Origin of the sequence: Pantoea sp. JZ29 (assembly GCF_035190385.1) — a bacterium.
GTDB classification, from domain to species: Bacteria; Pseudomonadota; Gammaproteobacteria; order Enterobacterales; family Enterobacteriaceae; genus Pantoea; species Pantoea stewartii.
Map to the genome: position 1 here is coordinate 2,128,363 of NZ_CP045241.1, position 16,695 is coordinate 2,145,057.

Here is a 16,695-nt window from a genome sequence, read left to right on the forward strand (position 1 = left end):
CTATAAGCCCAAAGGTATAGCCGCTGGAAGCTAACTGGGCTGATGCTTTACTCTGTCTAAAAAACAGTCTGGTCAGTGGAACTGATAACTGAACGTACCCGTTCCTTTTACATATCCATCCCTTGAGGGTTCTGAAACCATTCCTGACGGGGCATGCTGAAGCCACACAAAGCTCCTGAATGCGTTAACGTCGTGGAAGTTCCCGAAAGGGGAGATCGAGCGGCCAGCTAAAACGCAGGCTGGCACCGCCAGGCGGGCTGGTTTCAACGGAAACCCGGCCGCTGAGCGCATGGGCGATGGAGTGAACGATGGCCAGGCCAAGTCCACAGCCTCCCGTTGCGCGGTCGCGACTCGGATCGAGCCGGACAAAGGGTTCAAATACACGTTCACGTTCTTCATGGGGGATCCCCGGACCGTCATCGTCGACCTGCAAATTACCGACTGCGCCGTCAAACCCTAAGCTGACCCTCAGGCGCTGGTTTGCATAGCGCAGCGCATTATTGACAAGGTTGTCCAGCACGCGCTCCATAAGCCGGGTATCTGAAATGCCCGCCAGCTACCTTAACCCCCAGCAAATTATCTGACAACAGCGGCGTATGCAGTAGGCGGGCGAAATAGTAGATGACGGTCAACAAAGCCACATCACGTAATGACTGTTTCATTTAATATTGGGGGAGATTCATAGAGGTTCGCAAGTAACGTTCACGATTTCTTGATTATTATCACCGCTGGTCCTTTTTCATATAACCGCCTCCAATATATCCTGTGATACCTAAGGATAGTTCAGCATTATGACTGATGAGCCGTAAAAGGAACCCGTTTTACCCGGATTTGTTATTTTTGCTGTTAATTTTACTGAACGACGACTTTCTGAGGGTATATTATGCATCGATGATATTCCATCCAGAGCTTTTAAATCATCAGTAACGGTTGCTGAGCCACCGTTGGAAAGCGCTATAATACCTCTGTTAGCTTCACTCAAACTGACTTTTGTTGCATCAGTACAGTATATATAGATATCTTCACTAATGGCGGTATTAGTCGATGCGGATTTAGTTACAATGCCAAAATCAAAATTTATCTCAGCCGTTTCGATATGACAACTCGCTGCAGCGGGTGGTATTTGAGAACAAACTGGTTGCACATTAAGGATTGCTCCGGCTGTTGCTGCTGACCAGGCATCCTGAACTGATGAACCCGTGGCAGTGTGTGTTGAAGCTCCGTTGGATAAGACAAACCCCTGACATTTGTCTACACCGGCGGAACTATGCCATGAGAGAACAAAACTTCCAGACATCAGCCCCGCATTATAAACACGCTCAACATAGTCTTTGAGCTTTTCCCCATCGTTCGCTAAGGGCAAAATAGAATATTGTTCTTTGTTATTCGACGGCATAACTCCACGATAAGGTTTTTTCACTATATCAACATACCCTATTCGCAGGCCATCTTGCTTTGTCAATGGCTGATTGGCGAGACTGTCATCTACAGTCATCAGTTGAGGCGAATAAGTCGTTTTAGTACTGAGCGAAGTTGGCCATGTGAGCGATGTAATCACTGGTAGATGAATTACTTCTGCCATGCATTCAAATGGGCAGAATGAAAACAACAAGCTAATAAAATGACTAATTCGATTTTTTATTCTCATTTGATATACCTGGATATTGTTTAGCTCGACCTATTGAGCAATGCAGGTTCAATGGTATGCAAAAAAAATAACATGTCTAGACTCAAATCAATTAAATGCAGAGATATGATTAAAATATTATGTAAACGATATTATTCACTGTGAGATTTTTTTTCGCGATAAAAATGCGGGTGATAAATACCTGAGCCTCAGCCTGAAGAAAGCGTAGATTTTTTTTAGCTTATAGCTCTATCAGCCCAAAGGTATAGCCACTGGAAGCTAACTGGGCTGATGTTTTACTCTGTCTAAAAAAACAATCTGGTCAGTGGAACTGATAACTGAACGTACCCGTTCCTTTTGCATATCCATCCCTTGAGGGTTCTGAAACCATTCCTGACGGGGCAGGCTGAAGCCACACAAAGCTCCTGAATGCGTTAACGTCGTGGAAGTTCCCGAAAGGGGAGATCGAGCGGCCAGCTAAAACGCAGGCTGGCACCGCCAGGCGGGCTGGTTTCAACGGAAACCCGGCCGCTGAGCGCATGGGCGATGGAGTGAACGATGGCCAGGCCAAGTCCACAGCCGCCCGTTGCGCGGTCGCGACTCGGATCGAGCCGGACAAAGGGTTCAAATACACGTTCACGTTCTTCATGGGGGATCCCCGGACCGTCATCGTCGACCTGCAAATTACCGACTGCGCCGTCAAACCATAAGCTGACCCGCAGGCGCTGGTTTGCATAGCGCAGCGCGTTATTGACAAGATTGTCCAGCACGCGCTCCATAAGCCGGGTGTCTGAAACGCCGTAGTTTTCCCGCTGGGGTAAATCCAGCTCAATCTGCGTATCCGGGTTGATGGCCTGAAAGTCTTCCATGCGTTCACGCAACCAGCTGGCCAGATCCAGCGACTGCAAATTAAGGTCGACGCGTGGACGATCCAGACGGGCATAAGTCAGCAGCTCTTCAATCAGGCTTTCCAGCTGACTCACATCACGATTCAGCGCCGCAGATTCGGCTTCGCTCAGGTTATCGCTCATCTCCAGACGATAGCGCAGCCGCACAAGCGGTGTACGCAACTCGTGAGCGATACCATCAATAAGCTGTTTCTTGCTGGCGACGAGCGTATTGATATTCTCAGCCATTTGGTTAAACGCGACGCCAACGCGAAACAGGCTGGAGGTGCTGTCGAAATGAGTACGCACGTCCAGTTGCCCCTGACCAAAACGCTGAGCGGCATGTTCGAGTCGCAGCATCTCTTTCCAGTGCGGACGCAGCCAGATAAATACCGGCAGCCCAAGCGACATGCCAATAAATACGACCAGTGCCATATCCAGCAGGCGCATTTGATGCAGATAAAAAAGGTAAGGTATAGGTCCGACGGTCAGGACATAATGACTGCGCGGAATGTGTTGCAGGAAGGTGTATTTGTCATCCAGCGCAACGATTTCGCCCGCACGCAGACGGCGTAACTCATTTTCATCCAGTTCGAACCGGCTCATGGGCTCAATATGCAGCTCAAATGACAAACCGAGATCCAGACTTTTGATCGTCTTATTCCAGTCGCGCGGCGGGATTTCACGCAGTTCACTGCGAATCAGGTAGAGCGAGCTGGCCATCAAGTCGTTCATGGACTGGCGGCCTGCGCGTTCGGCGGTAAATTTATAGACCAGCCCGACCATCAGCGACATCACCAGAAAACAGACAAACAGCAGCAGGTAGAACTGAATAAAAAGTTTTTTCATACCGAACGCGTGTCCCAGGCCTGCGGCGCAAACAAATAGCCTTTGTTGCGGATGGTTTTGATACGGAATGGCTCTGTTGCGCTGTCGTGCAGTTTTTTACGCAAACGCGAGATGGCAACATCAATACTGCGATCCATGCCATCGTAACTGACGCCGCGTAAGGTTTTCAGCAAGGCATCACGGTTAAGAATTTGTCCGGCATGGCTGGCCAGCACCCAAAGCAGATCAAAATCCGCCGTGGACAGGGCGATATTTTCTTCAAACAGCACGACCTGGCGATTCAGGGCATCGATGGTCAGTGAGCCAAAGCGCAACATGCGTGTATTTTTTGTCGGCGCAGGGGCTTCTTCACTTTGCACCTGTTGTGACTGACGCAGGTGCAGACGCAATCGCGCCAGCAGAACGGCTGGGGGAGCCGTTTTCAGAATATAGTCCTGCGCGCCCATCTCCAGCGCGAGGATATGGTTCATATCGCTGTCAAGGGAGGTCAGCAGCACGATCGGCCCCTGCCAGTTTGCCCGTAAGTCACGGCAGATTGACATGCCATCTTTGCCGGGCAGCATGATGTCGAGCATGACCAGGTCGGGTTGCTGTTCGGCAATGGTGGCTTCAGCCCGATCGCCGCGCGTCTCAACAATCACCTCAATATCATGACGTCCCAGGTAGGCGGCAATGAGCGAACCGACCTCCGGTTCATCTTCTACGTAAACGATTTTATGCATAATTCACACTAACGTAAAAAGGAGGGATAAAGCATAACTTTTCCTGGCGCAGAGCTCTATCCAATCACACGAAATATCCTTGAGTAACTGGTATATAATCCGCAAAATATGCAATCATTAACCCTGCGTTTAATATGAGTTCCGGATTCATTGTGATCACCTTGAGGAGCCAAAGTGTTTGATAAAGAGCTGGCATCAGCGGTATACCGTGATCGCATCCGCTTTAACTACAGTGATTTCCTGTCGGCATCCTGCAAAAAACGTTGGAGCTTTGTGGATGCCATCTATGGCGTACTGCCCATATTCGGCATGGTGACACGCAAATCTGCGCACAGTTTACAGGCAAGTGAAGATCACCTGAAAGAATTAGCCTTACAAATCATATCAACCCAGGTCAGCGACGAAATCAACATCGCCCGCCTGATTACGTTAGCCGAGCAGCAGCACATTGCCCGCGTGGATATCCAGCTTCCGTATCCGCTGTCAGAGAAACAACTGGAGGCGATTCATGAAGAGTACCGTAAGCCCGTGACGCTGACACAGCAGGATGACCTGCTGTGCGTGGTTCTCGGTCAGTCTCACTAAGTCAGTAGGGCCCACATCGCAGGCAGGGTTGCCACCATGATGCAGACCATGGCAACCCGCTCAACGGGCCGCAGTGCCACCGCATGTCCGCCCCGACGTGCGAACATAAACAGCAAAATGCCCGGCGCATAGAGCACGACAGACATAAACAGATGTAGTGGACCGGATGCATACAGCAACCAGATGCCGTACACGCTGGCACCAATGCCTGTCACGAGCGCCCAGGGTTTATGTTGCCCTTTGACCACCTTGATCAAATACAATCCCACCAGCAAATAGGGCACCAGAATCATTTCTGAGGCAATGGTCAACAGCATGTTGTAATCCGCACCGGTCAGGGCGATCAGGATCAGGCAAACCTGCACACTACCGTTTGTCAGCCACAGTGAGGCGGCTGGCGCATTACGGACGTTCTGGCGGGCAATACTGCGGGGGAAAGCACCTTGCTGCGCGGCAATAAACGGCACTTCTGCCGCCATAATGGTCCAGCTCAGATAGGCACCGCAGACAGAAATAATCAAGCCCACGACAATGATTGCGTTACCCCAGCTTCCCGTCAGTTGCGTCATCAGGCCCGCCATCGAAGGGTTACGCATTTCAGCCAGCGCCGCGCGCGGCACGATCCCTAACGACAGCAGGGTGACCAGCAGATAAACAAGCAGGGCGGCCAGCACGGCCAGCAGCGTCGCCCGTCCGACATCCTTTTTATGGCGAGCACGCGACGAGACCACTACAGCACCTTCCACGCCGATAAAAACCCACAGCGTGATTAACATGGTCTGTTTGACCTGTTGCCATAACGGAACGCCGAGGCTCAGCCCGGAAAAGTCAAAATGGAAGCGGTCATAATTGAAGGCCATGACGGCCAGCACCACAAACAGCAGCAGCGGCACCAGTTTGCCCAGTGTCGCCAGCAGGTTAATGCTGGCGGCGGTCTGAACGCCCCGCAATACCAGCCAGTGAACCAGCCACAGCACTATGGATGCGCCCAGCATCGCCTGCCAGGTATTCCCGTTACCAAAAATAACCCTGTCCGGCGTATCGGTGAAGAAACTCAGGGCAGAGAAAACAATAACCAGATAGGACACGTTGGCGATAACCGCACACAGCCAGTAACCCCAGGCGGAACAAAATCCCGTCAACTCACCGAATCCAGCGCGGGCGTAGGTAAAGATACCGCCATCCAGATCGGGTTTGAGTCGCGTCAGCAGCAGCATCGCCAGCGACAGGAAAATAATCCCTGCGCCGGTGATCAGCCAGCCAGTCAGCAACGCGGCCGGACCTGCGACCGCCGCCATATTTTGTGGCAAGCTGAAAACACCCGCACCCAGCATGGAGCTGAGTACCAGCGCGGTCAGGGCACTGAGGCCTAATTTTTTCTCCAAAACATTCTTCCTGCGAGCATAAGTGGCTGGGTGACCAGCATAAACACCCTATTATATCGGTGTTGTGTTGCGTAAATCGCGTGTAATACGCTGAAAAACAGGCGGAGGATTTTACGGAGTGCGGTGAAGGATGGCAATGCGTGACTATGCAAAATTGCGCAGGGATTATGCAAACAGTTGGGGCTAACCTACACTGCACCAGGCATTTTGTCGTACTACGGGTTTACATTCAGCACGGTTAAGCGTCTGGTTCGCTGACTTTTTTAAAAGCTCTGAGTGCTTTATGTGGAGATCTCGTCGCAAACTGAAATATCATCGAGCGTTTTCGGCTTTTTTAACCATTATAACAACGAGTTAGTTCTGTTAGTTCGCGCTTTGATTTGCAACTTATTTAGAAAAGGTCTCTTGTAAATTATTTTTCGTCAGGCAGATCAGCTTTATGCTGCAGGTTTGATCGATAATAAATAACTTTCATGCATCATGTTTTATTTTGTCTGGCATAACTATTTGAAAGTTAAGGTTAACTTTAAGTTGCCGAAGGTAGAACATAATGTTTATAGCTTCAAAAATCTGTAGGTATTGTAAAGTAAAACGCTCAATAATCTCTAGGCTAATGGCTATAGATGATGAATGTTGCGATGATTGTTATTTCGAATACATACATTATACGCGTGAGCCCCGAAACAGACCGTAAAGGGAAGTCAGTGAGTTGCAATAAGGTATAAGGTAAGATCTTGATAAGGTCGTGTAGCCCTGCAAATTTCAGGCTTAGAGATGAGGTAAATTATGTGTAGTGAGGTTATTAAAAATACAATAATATTAAAAAGTTAAGGGCGGCTTGCGCCGCCCTTAATTGCTTATTTGAACAGATCGGCGGTCACGGTGAGGTTACCCCCGCTCTGGTTCTGCCACTGGCGTGTGATGTGGTAGAACTTCGCACCTTTGCCAGCCGCACGTTTGGCGGCTTCCTGTGAGACTTCGGTTGGTGTGCCGAAATGGCCGCTGAAGGTGACCGTATCAAACGGCTGCATCTGTGCCGCGGTGACTGCGTTCAGCTCCTGGATTTCCCGGCCGTCTGGCAGCGTCACAGAATAGCGTTTACCGGTTGAACTCTGCGTTTCAAAGAAGCGGCCCACGGCATTGCTTGGGGTTTCAGAGGAGGCAACGCCCGGAATCTCGACTTTTTTCGCCTCAGCACCGCCTGCGGCCAGCGCGGCTTTACCTGCCTGAGAATCAGCCGGAATGCTATCCGGGCTCTGCACGGCGCGCTGTTTTGCATCCGCCTTATAGATGTAAGCGGTAATGAACTGGTTGCCACCGGTATTGGCATCAACCTGACGCACAATAAAGAAGGACGCAGCGCCTTTTTCTTTCGCGGCTTTAGAAATTGCCTCGTTCACATCGGGCTGGCTGGGGAAAAAGCCGGTCACCGTCACGGTATCAAAAGGTTCAAGGCGATAGGCTTCCGCTTTCGGCAGCTCTTTCAGGCCATTAAACATCCGGTAGTCGGTTTCCTGACTCGCTTTAGGCGCATTCGCCTTATACAGATCCGCGGTTACGCGCCAGTTACCACTGTTACCGTTGCTGTCGTTAATACCTTGAATGTAATACGAATCTGCATTCAGTTCATCAGCACGTTTGGAGACGGCATCCGCCGCATCGCCAATTGCATTAAAACGACCGGTGATATTAATACGTTCGAATGGCTTCAACGCGGCCGCTTGTTCTGGCGTCAGCTCTTTAGCGGCAAACGCATTTCCCGCCAGCAGAGATAACAATGTAGATGCCAGAATAGTGTTCTTCAGCTTCATAAAAATGATCCTTCGCCTTACGCAAAATGAGTACGAAAACGTGCTGGACTCTTGATGTATAACAGAATAGCTGCTGATTATTACATGTTATAAACACGCTGTCGCAGCCAATTTTTGCGATTTCTCTCTCGTTGTGATCCGGTTTTTTTTATCACGGCGTCACGACTCGGTATTTTACCTTACGCTTAAGACAGGCAGATGAAATAAACGTTCGTAGCTTTATCAAAACCGTTAATGCGTTGTTAAATTTAGGTTTTTACGAAAGGAATATTCGTATCGAAGGGCGCTTAGTTAGTTAATTATCTGCCAGTGATGCGATCAGACAGTGACGTTATGCGGCATAACGAGGCCAAAACTGGATATTACCGCGAATGTGACATTGGTGCGTCTGTGCAGTAGATAACCTGTAACATTTTCAGTAGGTTTAGACACGATTATGCCCTTGCATTTATTCACACCGCCTGAACGCGGATGACGTCAGAGCAGTCTGTACCACAAGGGTCATCATCCTTTAATCGATGAAAGGGAACACTATGTTAATTGGAATACCCAAAGAGCGGTCAGCCAATGAGTCGCGCGTGGCTGCCACGCCGAAAACCGTTGAACAACTCATCAGGCTGGGTTTTAGCGTCACGATTGAACAGGGTGCGGGTAAGCCTGCCAGTTTTGATGATGACAGCTATGTCAACGCCGGCGCCACGCTGACCGATCGCCAGCAGGTCTGGCAAGCCGATATTGTGCTGAAAGTGAATGCACCCGGTGAAGACGACATTGCACTGATGCGCGAGGGCAGCACGCTGGTCAGTTTTATCTGGCCTGCTCAGCACCCTGAACTGCTGGATAAACTGGCTGCGCGTAAGGTCACCGTTATGGCGATGGACGCCGTGCCCCGTATTTCCCGTGCGCAGTCGCTGGATGCGCTGAGCTCAATGGCCAATATTGCAGGTTATCGGGCCATCGTGGAGGCGGCACACGAATTTGGTCGCTTTTTCACCGGTCAGATCACCGCTGCCGGGAAAGTCCCGCCTGCCAAAGTGATGGTGATTGGTGCGGGCGTGGCGGGTCTGGCGGCAATCGGTGCCGCAGGCAGCCTGGGCGCGGTTGTTCGCGCCTTTGACACGCGTCCGGAAGTGAAGGAACAAGTGCAAAGTATGGGCGCAGAGTTCCTTGAACTGGATTTCAAAGAAGAGGCGGGCAGTGGTGATGGTTACGCCAGAGTCATGTCGGATGCTTTTATTAAAGCAGAAATGGCGCTTTTCGCTCAGCAGGCCCAGGAGGTGGATATTATTGTCACCACGGCGCTGATTCCGGGTAAACCTGCGCCGACGTTGATCACCAGGGAAATGGTGGCCAGCATGAAGCCTGGCAGCGTCATTGTTGACCTGGCGGCACAAACCGGCGGCAACTGTGCGCTTACCGTCGCCGATCGGGTCACTGTAACGGACAACGGCGTAAAAATTATCGGGTATACGGATCTGCCCAGCCGGTTACCGACGCAATCATCTCAGCTCTACGGCAGCAATCTCGTCAACCTGATGAAATTGCTTTGTAAAGAAAAGAATGGCGAGATCGTCATTGACTTTGATGACGTCGTCATCCGCAGTGTCACGGTGATTCGAGACGGCGAGATCACCTGGCCTGCGCCGCCAGTTCAGGTCTCCGCCGCGCCGAAGACCGCGGCTGCCGCTGCACCGGCGCAAACGAAAAGCCCGGCGGCACCCGTTTCCCCCCGGCGTAAATATGGGCTGCTGGCAGGCGCTGTCGTACTCTTCGCCTGCCTCGCGAATGTTGCCCCCAGTGAATTCCTGTCACATTTCACCGTCTTTGCGCTGGCCTGTGTGGTGGGCTACTACGTGGTCTGGAATGTGAGTCATGCGCTGCATACGCCGCTCATGTCAGTCACCAATGCGATTTCGGGCATTATTGTGGTAGGGGCAATATTGCAAATGGGGCACGGCGGCTGGGTGAGTTTTCTTTCTTTTATTGCCGTATTGATCGCCAGCATCAATATCTTCGGTGGCTTCACCGTCACGCAGCGTATGCTGAAAATGTTTCGTAAGGGGTAAGCTATGTCTGGCGGATTAGTGACGGCAGCCTATATCGTTGCTGCAATTATGTTCATTATGAGTCTGGCGGGTCTTTCAAAACATGAGACCTCAAGACAGGGCAATATATTTGGTATCAGCGGCATGGCGATTGCGCTGATCGCGTCTGTATTTGGTCCCGACAGCAGTCATGTTGTCTGGATTTTACTGGCCATGGTTATTGGCGGTGCCATCGGTATTCGGCTGGCGAAACGGGTAGAAATGACCGAAATGCCCGAGCTGGTGGCGATACTGCACAGCTTCGTCGGCCTGGCCGCCGTACTGGTAGGCATTAACAGCTATATCGATCATGCTCCTGGCTTGCCGGCAGTTATTGAAAACATCCATCTCAGCGAAGTCTTTATCGGCATCTTTATCGGTGCGGTCACCTTTACGGGCTCGCTGGTCGCCTTTGGCAAGTTGTGTGGCAAACTCTCGTCGCGGCCCTTAATGCTGCCTCAGCGGCATAAGCTGAATCTGCTGGCGCTGGTCGTCTCGTTTTTACTGCTACTGTGGTTTGTCAACACGCAAAGTCTCGGTGCGCAGGTGTTTGCGCTGGTGATCATGCTTATCATTGCGTTGGCGTTTGGCTGGCACCTGGTGGCCTCCATCGGTGGTGCAGACATGCCGGTCGTTGTTTCGATGCTCAACTCTTATTCCGGTTGGGCGGCCGCAGCGGCAGGGTTTATGCTCAGTAACGATCTGCTTATCGTGACCGGTGCACTGGTTGGTTCCTCGGGGGCAATTCTCTCTTACATAATGTGTAAGGCCATGAATCGCTCGTTTATCAGCGTCATTGCCGGTGGATTTGGCAGCGATGGCACAGCTTCAACGGCAAGTGATGAGACCGGCGAACATCGTGAAATCAGCGCAGAAGAAACGGCAGAGATGCTCCGATCTTCTCGTTCCGTGATCATTACGCCCGGCTACGGCATGGCCGTTGCACAGGCACAGTATCCGGTAGCGGAAATCACGGAAAAACTCCGCGCCCGCGGCATCAACGTGCGTTTTGGTATTCATCCGGTCGCCGGCCGTTTGCCCGGCCATATGAACGTTCTGCTGGCAGAGGCGAAAGTGCCTTATGACGTGGTGCTGGAAATGGACGAAATCAACGATGATTTTAGCGATACCGATACGGTACTGGTTATCGGGGCCAACGACACGGTTAATCCTGCGGCGCAGGATGATCCGGGCAGCCCGATTGCCGGTATGCCGGTGCTGGAAGTGTGGAAAGCGCAAAACGTTATTGTGTTCAAACGCTCAATGAATACGGGCTATGCCGGTGTGCAAAATCCGCTGTTCTTTAAAGAAAATACTCACATGCTATTTGGGGATGCCAAAGCCAGCGTAGAAAGTATTCTGAAAGCGTTGTAAAAGAAAAGGGCGACGATAACCGTCGCCCTTTTTACTGAGGGCCGCGTTAATCGTGCTCGTCTTCGTCGTCAAGCGTAATGGGCGAGACAAAATCATCCGGCTTAATCGCCAGCAGGTCACAGCGCAGGTGATCGATCACCTGCTCAGCCGTATTCCCCAGGAAAGCTGCCGACAGTCCGGTCCGTCCAATCGTCCCTAACACCACAATGCCCGCGCCAAGGTGGGCGGACAATTCCGGGATCACTTCTTCCGGCAGGCCTTTTTCAACGTGGGTAAACTCTTCACTGATGGAGAATTTTTGTCGCAGGGCCTTCATGGCTACCAGATGCTGGCCGCGAATGGCATCGTTGTAGACGCTGGGATCAAAATCGGGCAGTTCGATAGCAATGTTGATTGGCGTAATCGGATAGGCGCCCACCAGATGCACTTCGGTATGATTGACGCTTTCGGCCAGTTTAACGGTTTCGCGAATGAGTTTCTGATTAAGCGCATCGTGGTGCGGTTCTTCGCTGGCCAGATTGACCGCCACCAGCGCTTTGCCGCCTTCGGGCCAGGGTTGATCCTTAACCATCCACACCGGGCAAGGGCACTTACGTAACAGGTGCCAGTCTGTCGGTGTAAAAATAACGGCTTCCAGCCTGTCGTGCTGGTGCGCCATTTTCAGCACTAAATCATGTTGATGCGCCAGCACTTCCTGGATGATTGCTTCATAGGGCCGGTTGTGCCAGATGACTTTAATGTCTATATCCACACCAGCATCCAGATAAGCCTGCGCCTGTTCACGAATCCATTCCGAGCGCTGGCTGATCACACCCTGACGCATCGCGGTGCGTTCATCTGGTGACAGCAGGGTGGTCATTTCGTATGAAAAGTCGTAGATGGGCAGAAATGCTTTGATTTTGCCGCCGATAAGCTGGTTGAGATAGACCGCACGTCGCAGCGCGGGCTGGTCATCCTGCTGAGGATCAATGGCGACCAGAATGTTTTGATACTGGGACATAGGCTACTCTCCTTAGACCGACGCGACTGGTTTAAAGATAGCCTATGTTAAGTGCACTAAGAAAGTGAAAAGATGTAGCCGGATCAACAAAATAAGATTTGTTAACCCGGCCTGAGGATTACGCCGCCTGGTGACTCTGACCGGCCAGCGCTTCCAGCATCGCGTGGTTCTCAATGGTGATATATTTGCCTTTTACGGCCAGCATACCCGATTTCTGGAAACGCCCCAGCAGTCGGCTAATGGTTTCAACGGTTAACCCCAGATAGTTCCCGATATCGCCGCGCGTCATCGTCAAACGGAACTCACGCTGTGAGAAGCCGCGCTGGCCATAGCGGCGGGATAAGTTCCAGACGAAGGCGGCCAGGCGCTCTTCCGCATTTTTCTTGGACAGCAGCAAAATCATGTCCTGGTCGCCTTTAATTTCACCGCTCATCAGGCGCATCATCTGCTGACGCAGGGCAGGCATTTTGCCGGACAGGTCATCCAGCGTATCGAAAGGAATTTCGCAGACCATCGCCGTTTCCAGCGCCTGGGCGAAGCTGGGATGGCTGGCGTTCATAATGGCGTCAAATCCCACCAGATCGCCGGCCAGGTGAAAACCGGTGATTTGTTCATCTCCCTGCTCGGTGATGGTATAGCTTTTAATGGTGCCGGAACGGATTGCGTAGAGCGACTTCAGCTCATCACCCGCTTTGAACAGCGTATGGCCTTTTTGAATGGGTTTTTTTCGCTCAATAATATTATCAAGCTGATCCAGCTCATGTTCATTAAGGGTGAAAGGGATGCATAGCTGACTGATGCTGCAATCCTGGCAGTGAATCGCACAACCGCCTGACTGAATACGTTTTTCAGGGAACATAGTAGTTTGCTCGACGATAATTGACTGGGGTCAATTTTACCATTTTCTCGGTGTAAGGGAACTCATCCGAGCAGTTTTTAGGCATACAAAAAGTGTGGTTTCCGCAATACTGCTAAAGGCTGTTATGACAGGGTTTTTTGATGTCATCTTATTAAGATCGTAAACAAATCTTTACGGATTTTTGATCTCATACAGAATTTATCTTAATCTGAAAGGCCAGAAGGGACGATAAAAACGGGATTAGCGCAGGCTTTACCGATTTTGCTACTATTTGGTTTCAAGTCAATTTTGCGTCATATCATTTACCAGGGGCGAGCCATGAACCTTGACGATGACAATCTGTTTCGTGACGCGATGAATGACGTTACGCCACTCAAAGATGCAGAAAATACGCGCTGGAATCACAGCGCTGCCAGCAAAAAAGTGCCGCCTCGGTCACCAGAACCTGAAGACGAAAACTTTTTAACCCGCGGTTACCTGGACATCATTCCTCTTGAGCAGCAACTTGAGTTTAAAGCTGAAGGCATCCAGCAGGGCGTGCTGGATAAATTACGCAAGGGGCAATATGCGCTGGATGCCAGCCTGAATCTGCTACGCCAGCCTGTTGAAACCTGCCGTCAAAATTTGTTTACCTTCATGCAGGATGTCCGTAAAGCCGGCTACAGAAACCTGCTGATTATTCACGGCAAAGGCCGGGACAATGACTCTCATGCCAACATTGTGCGCAGCTATCTTGACCGCTGGTTGCGTGAATTTGACGACGTCCAGACCTTTTGTGTCGCACAGAAGCAGCATGGCGGCTCCGGTGCGCTCTATGTCGGTCTACGCAAAACGGAAAAAGCGCGTCAGGAAAACTGGGAGCGCCATGCTAAACGCAGTCGTTAGCTGTGAAACTTACGAATGGTACTCATCAACACTTCGGCGCTCAGGCTTAAGGTGTTACCGGTGCGCGTGATTATCCCTACGGGTTCACCCGGGCCGGGAGAGGTGATGGGCAACGATATCAGGGCATTGTGGCTGAGATCTTCTTTGACGGCCCCGGAAGGCACAAACCAGATGTAGTCATAGCGCAGCGCCAGCTGACGGGCCAGCGACGTTGAAGACGTTTCGACGCAATGGGGCGGCAGACAGCACCCTTGCTCATCCAGCATCTGCTGTGCCAGGCGGCGCGGCGCGGTGCCTTCCGGGGAAATCACAACAGGCCACTGCATGGCACGTGAAAGCGTGACGTTGTCACTTAAAAGCGGATGCTCCGGTCTGACGACCAGCTTTAATGACTCCAGAAACAGCAGTTCATAGGTCAGGCCGGTCATCATCTCTTTATCCGCCATTCGGCCGATGCCCAGATCAAACTCGCCCGCTCTCAGCCCCGCCAGCAACACATTATTATGTAAGGTGGCAACCTGAATGGTCGTGTTTGGACGCAGTTGGTGAAAACGGTCAAGAATCTGTGGCAACATGCCCATCGCCGCCGTGGTTAAGGCACCAAGACGAATGACTACCGGACGCTCGTTAATCTGTTCATTAAAACTCTGGCCGGCATGATTCAGCGCTTCTAACACTTTTACCGCATGGATAAGAAACTGTTCTCCCATGGTGGTGAGTTGTGCGCCCAGCCGACCGCGTTCGAACAGGCGGACGCCGGTGAGTTCTTCAAGTTCGTTGAGGGTTTTAGAAAGCGCAGGTTGACTGAGACTTAAGGTCTCGGCTGCACGCCCCAGGGTTCCCTGCTGCGCGACGGCAACAAAGGCATGTAAATGGCGCAAGCGAATGCGCTGATTGAAAAGGATATTTTTTTCCATTTACCCAACTTAATGACATTGCCAGGTGACAGGCAACTATTTAAGCTGGATTTTGTTAACTTTGCTGCAAATTTTTATTAACAATGTGTACTTTTTGCAGCGGAGCGTTTTAAGTGGTTGATTATTAATGATGGCGTTGTTTTTTTGCCTGACAGGGCGTTTTTCACGGTTGCTGAAAAAACATCAACTTACCGCATTGCTTCTGCTTCGGCCGGAAATTTCATGCGTTTTATCGTTAACGATCAGCTATCATAAGTGCCGTTTTTTTTACCAAATCTGATAGTTGTTTAAGTCAGCCGTTGAGGAGTTTACCCGTGAGCAGTGTCGAGGCGGTAGATGTTCGCCAGTTAATTAATCAGGGTACTCTGAGTGGTGGCCAAATTCGGTTAATTGTACTCTGTTTTATCGTGGTTGCGCTCGATGGTATGGATATTGCCCTGATGGGTTTTATCGCGCCGACGCTGAAAACCGCCTGGCACGTCAGTACTCATCAGTTGGGTGTCGTGATCAGTGCAGCGCTGATTGGTCTGGCGCTGGGGGCGATGGTCGCCGGGCCGCTGGCCGACCGCTTTGGCCGCCGGTTAATGATCATTTTCAGCGTCCTGTTTTTTGGTCTGTGGACGCTGGTGACCGCATTTTCCCATAGTATCGAACAGATGATCCTGTTCCGTTTTTTGACCGGGCTGGGGCTGGGAGCGGCCATGCCCAACGTCAGTACGCTGGTGGCTGAATATGCGCCGGAGCGCCGCCGTTCATTCATTATCACCGTGGTGTTTTGTGGCTTTACCTTTGGGGCCGCCAGCGGCGGCTTTGCCGCGTCATGGTTGTTACCGCGTTACGACTGGCATTCCGTTCTGTTGCTGGGCGGCATTCTTCCTTTGCTGGTCCTGCCGGTCCTGATCCGTCAGCTTCCTGAATCGGTACGTTTCCTGATTAGTCGCGGTGCGCCCGCGCAGCACATTCGCGCCATTCTTGAACGTATTCTTCCCGGCAGTACGAGCCCGGATACGCATTTCCATGCGACCGAAGCGGAAAAATCACCTGCTGAACACAGCGCCATCGCAACGGTCATTTCTCCTCGCTACCGCATCGGCAGCCTGATGCTCTGGGGCGGCTATTTTATGGGGCTGTTCCTGGTGTATCTGATCGGCAGCTGGCTGCCATCCCTGGTCAATACACAGGGAATGTCCGTGACGGAAGCGGCGATAATCACCGCGATGTACCAGGCAGGCGGCACGCTGGGATCGCTGTTTGCCGGCTGGCTGATGGATCGCTTCAATGCCAGTCTGTCGCTGGCTGTGATCTACTTCTGCGGCGGTATCGCTATTGTCGCGCTGGGTTTTTCACCGCCGCAGGTCGTTATCATGAGCGCCATTGCCTTTTGCAGCGGTTTTTGTTTTAACGGAGCGAATACCGGCATGAATGCGCTTTCCGCCAGCTACTATCCTACCCATGCCCGCGCAACCGGTTCCAGCTGGATGCACGGGGTGGGCCGAATCGGTGCCATCCTCAGTGCCTTTGTCGGGGCTGAAATGTTGTCACTCGGCTGGTCGTTCAGCGTTATTTTCTTGCTGCTCGCCATACCGGCACTGCTGACCACCGTGATGCTGGTGGTGAAAAATCGCTACGGTTTTAAGCCGATCACAAATTCATGATATTTTCCGCTGACCGCAGCGCGTTGGATTACAGTAGCTGCAACGCTCATGCTGT

Annotated in this window: 13 protein-coding genes and 1 pseudogene; 5 read left to right on the plus strand and 9 right to left on the minus strand. The window is 51.5% G+C overall.

What is annotated here, in order from left to right; genetic code table 11:
• Window positions 1-184: 184 nt before the first annotated feature.
• The 4 genes and pseudogenes from GC090_RS09905 to rstA all read right to left on the minus strand — a co-directional run.
• Window positions 185-550 (minus strand): annotated as a pseudogene (locus GC090_RS09905) (ATP-binding protein); the annotation flags it as partial.
• A 222-nt stretch (window positions 551-772) separates the two neighbouring features.
• The gene (locus GC090_RS09910) at window positions 773-1,648 is read right to left on the minus strand and encodes an MrpH family fimbial adhesin (protein ID WP_324021493.1); all 876 of its coding nucleotides are present in this window, start codon (window positions 1,646-1,648) and stop codon (window positions 773-775) included.
• A gap of 413 nt (window positions 1,649-2,061) precedes the next feature.
• On the minus strand, window positions 2,062-3,363 hold the full coding sequence (rstB, locus tag GC090_RS09915) for a two-component system sensor histidine kinase RstB (protein WP_324021495.1): 1,302 nt from the start codon (window positions 3,361-3,363) through the stop codon (window positions 2,062-2,064).
• A complete protein-coding gene (gene rstA / locus GC090_RS09920) occupies window positions 3,360-4,085 on the minus strand; it encodes a two-component system response regulator RstA (RefSeq protein WP_006119256.1) in 726 nt (241 codons plus the stop codon). Before rstA ends, rstB begins: the two co-directional genes overlap by 4 nt.
• Window positions 4,086-4,259: 174 nt before the next feature.
• On the opposite strand from rstA, the gene GC090_RS09925 reads away from it, so the two are divergent.
• Entirely contained in the window at window positions 4,260-4,670 is a 411-nt protein-coding gene (locus GC090_RS09925) for a hypothetical protein (RefSeq protein ID WP_006119255.1), read from the plus strand.
• Here the strand turns inward: GC090_RS09925 and GC090_RS09930 are convergent.
• Both GC090_RS09930 and ydgH read right to left on the minus strand, forming a co-directional pair.
• The gene (locus tag GC090_RS09930) at window positions 4,667-6,055 is read right to left on the minus strand and encodes a basic amino acid/polyamine antiporter (protein ID WP_205955336.1); all 1,389 of its coding nucleotides are present in this window, start codon (window positions 6,053-6,055) and stop codon (window positions 4,667-4,669) included. The genes GC090_RS09925 and GC090_RS09930 overlap by 4 nt on opposite strands.
• Before the next feature lie 857 nt (window positions 6,056-6,912).
• Window positions 6,913-7,866 (minus strand): DUF1471 family protein YdgH, encoded by a 954-nt coding sequence (ydgH, locus tag GC090_RS09935; RefSeq protein ID WP_006119253.1) that lies wholly within the window; start codon window positions 7,864-7,866, stop codon window positions 6,913-6,915.
• A gap of 533 nt (window positions 7,867-8,399) precedes the next feature.
• Between ydgH and pntA the strand changes: the two genes are divergently transcribed.
• Both pntA and pntB read left to right on the plus strand, forming a co-directional pair.
• Window positions 8,400-9,932 (plus strand): Re/Si-specific NAD(P)(+) transhydrogenase subunit alpha, encoded by a 1,533-nt coding sequence (pntA, locus tag GC090_RS09940; RefSeq protein ID WP_205950217.1) that lies wholly within the window; start codon window positions 8,400-8,402, stop codon window positions 9,930-9,932.
• Window positions 9,933-9,935: 3 nt separating this feature from the next.
• A complete protein-coding gene (gene pntB, locus GC090_RS09945) occupies window positions 9,936-11,324 on the plus strand; it encodes a Re/Si-specific NAD(P)(+) transhydrogenase subunit beta (protein ID WP_324021497.1) in 1,389 nt (462 codons plus the stop codon).
• 46 nt (window positions 11,325-11,370) lie between these two features.
• On the opposite strand, the gene uspE is transcribed toward pntB, so the two are convergent.
• Both uspE and GC090_RS09955 read right to left on the minus strand, forming a co-directional pair.
• Window positions 11,371-12,324, minus strand: coding sequence for a universal stress protein UspE (gene uspE / locus GC090_RS09950; RefSeq protein WP_006119247.1), 954 nt, complete (start codon window positions 12,322-12,324; stop codon window positions 11,371-11,373).
• A 118-nt stretch (window positions 12,325-12,442) separates the two neighbouring features.
• Entirely contained in the window at window positions 12,443-13,183 is a 741-nt protein-coding gene (locus GC090_RS09955; RefSeq protein WP_006119246.1) for a fumarate/nitrate reduction transcriptional regulator Fnr, read from the minus strand.
• 318 nt (window positions 13,184-13,501) lie between these two features.
• Here GC090_RS09955 and smrA point away from each other — a divergent pair, with 318 nt between their 5' ends.
• The gene (smrA, locus tag GC090_RS09960) at window positions 13,502-14,068 is read left to right on the plus strand and encodes a DNA endonuclease SmrA (RefSeq protein ID WP_033741758.1); all 567 of its coding nucleotides are present in this window, start codon (window positions 13,502-13,504) and stop codon (window positions 14,066-14,068) included.
• Here the strand turns inward: smrA and GC090_RS09965 are convergent.
• Window positions 14,065-14,985, minus strand: coding sequence for a LysR substrate-binding domain-containing protein (locus GC090_RS09965; RefSeq protein ID WP_033741756.1), 921 nt, complete (start codon window positions 14,983-14,985; stop codon window positions 14,065-14,067). The two genes, smrA and GC090_RS09965, sit on opposite strands and share 4 nt — an antisense overlap.
• 314 nt (window positions 14,986-15,299) lie before the next feature.
• Here GC090_RS09965 and GC090_RS09970 point away from each other — a divergent pair, with 314 nt between their 5' ends.
• On the plus strand, window positions 15,300-16,640 hold the full coding sequence (locus tag GC090_RS09970; RefSeq protein ID WP_033741755.1) for an MFS transporter: 1,341 nt from the start codon (window positions 15,300-15,302) through the stop codon (window positions 16,638-16,640).
• The last annotated feature ends 55 nt before the right edge of the window (window positions 16,641-16,695 follow it).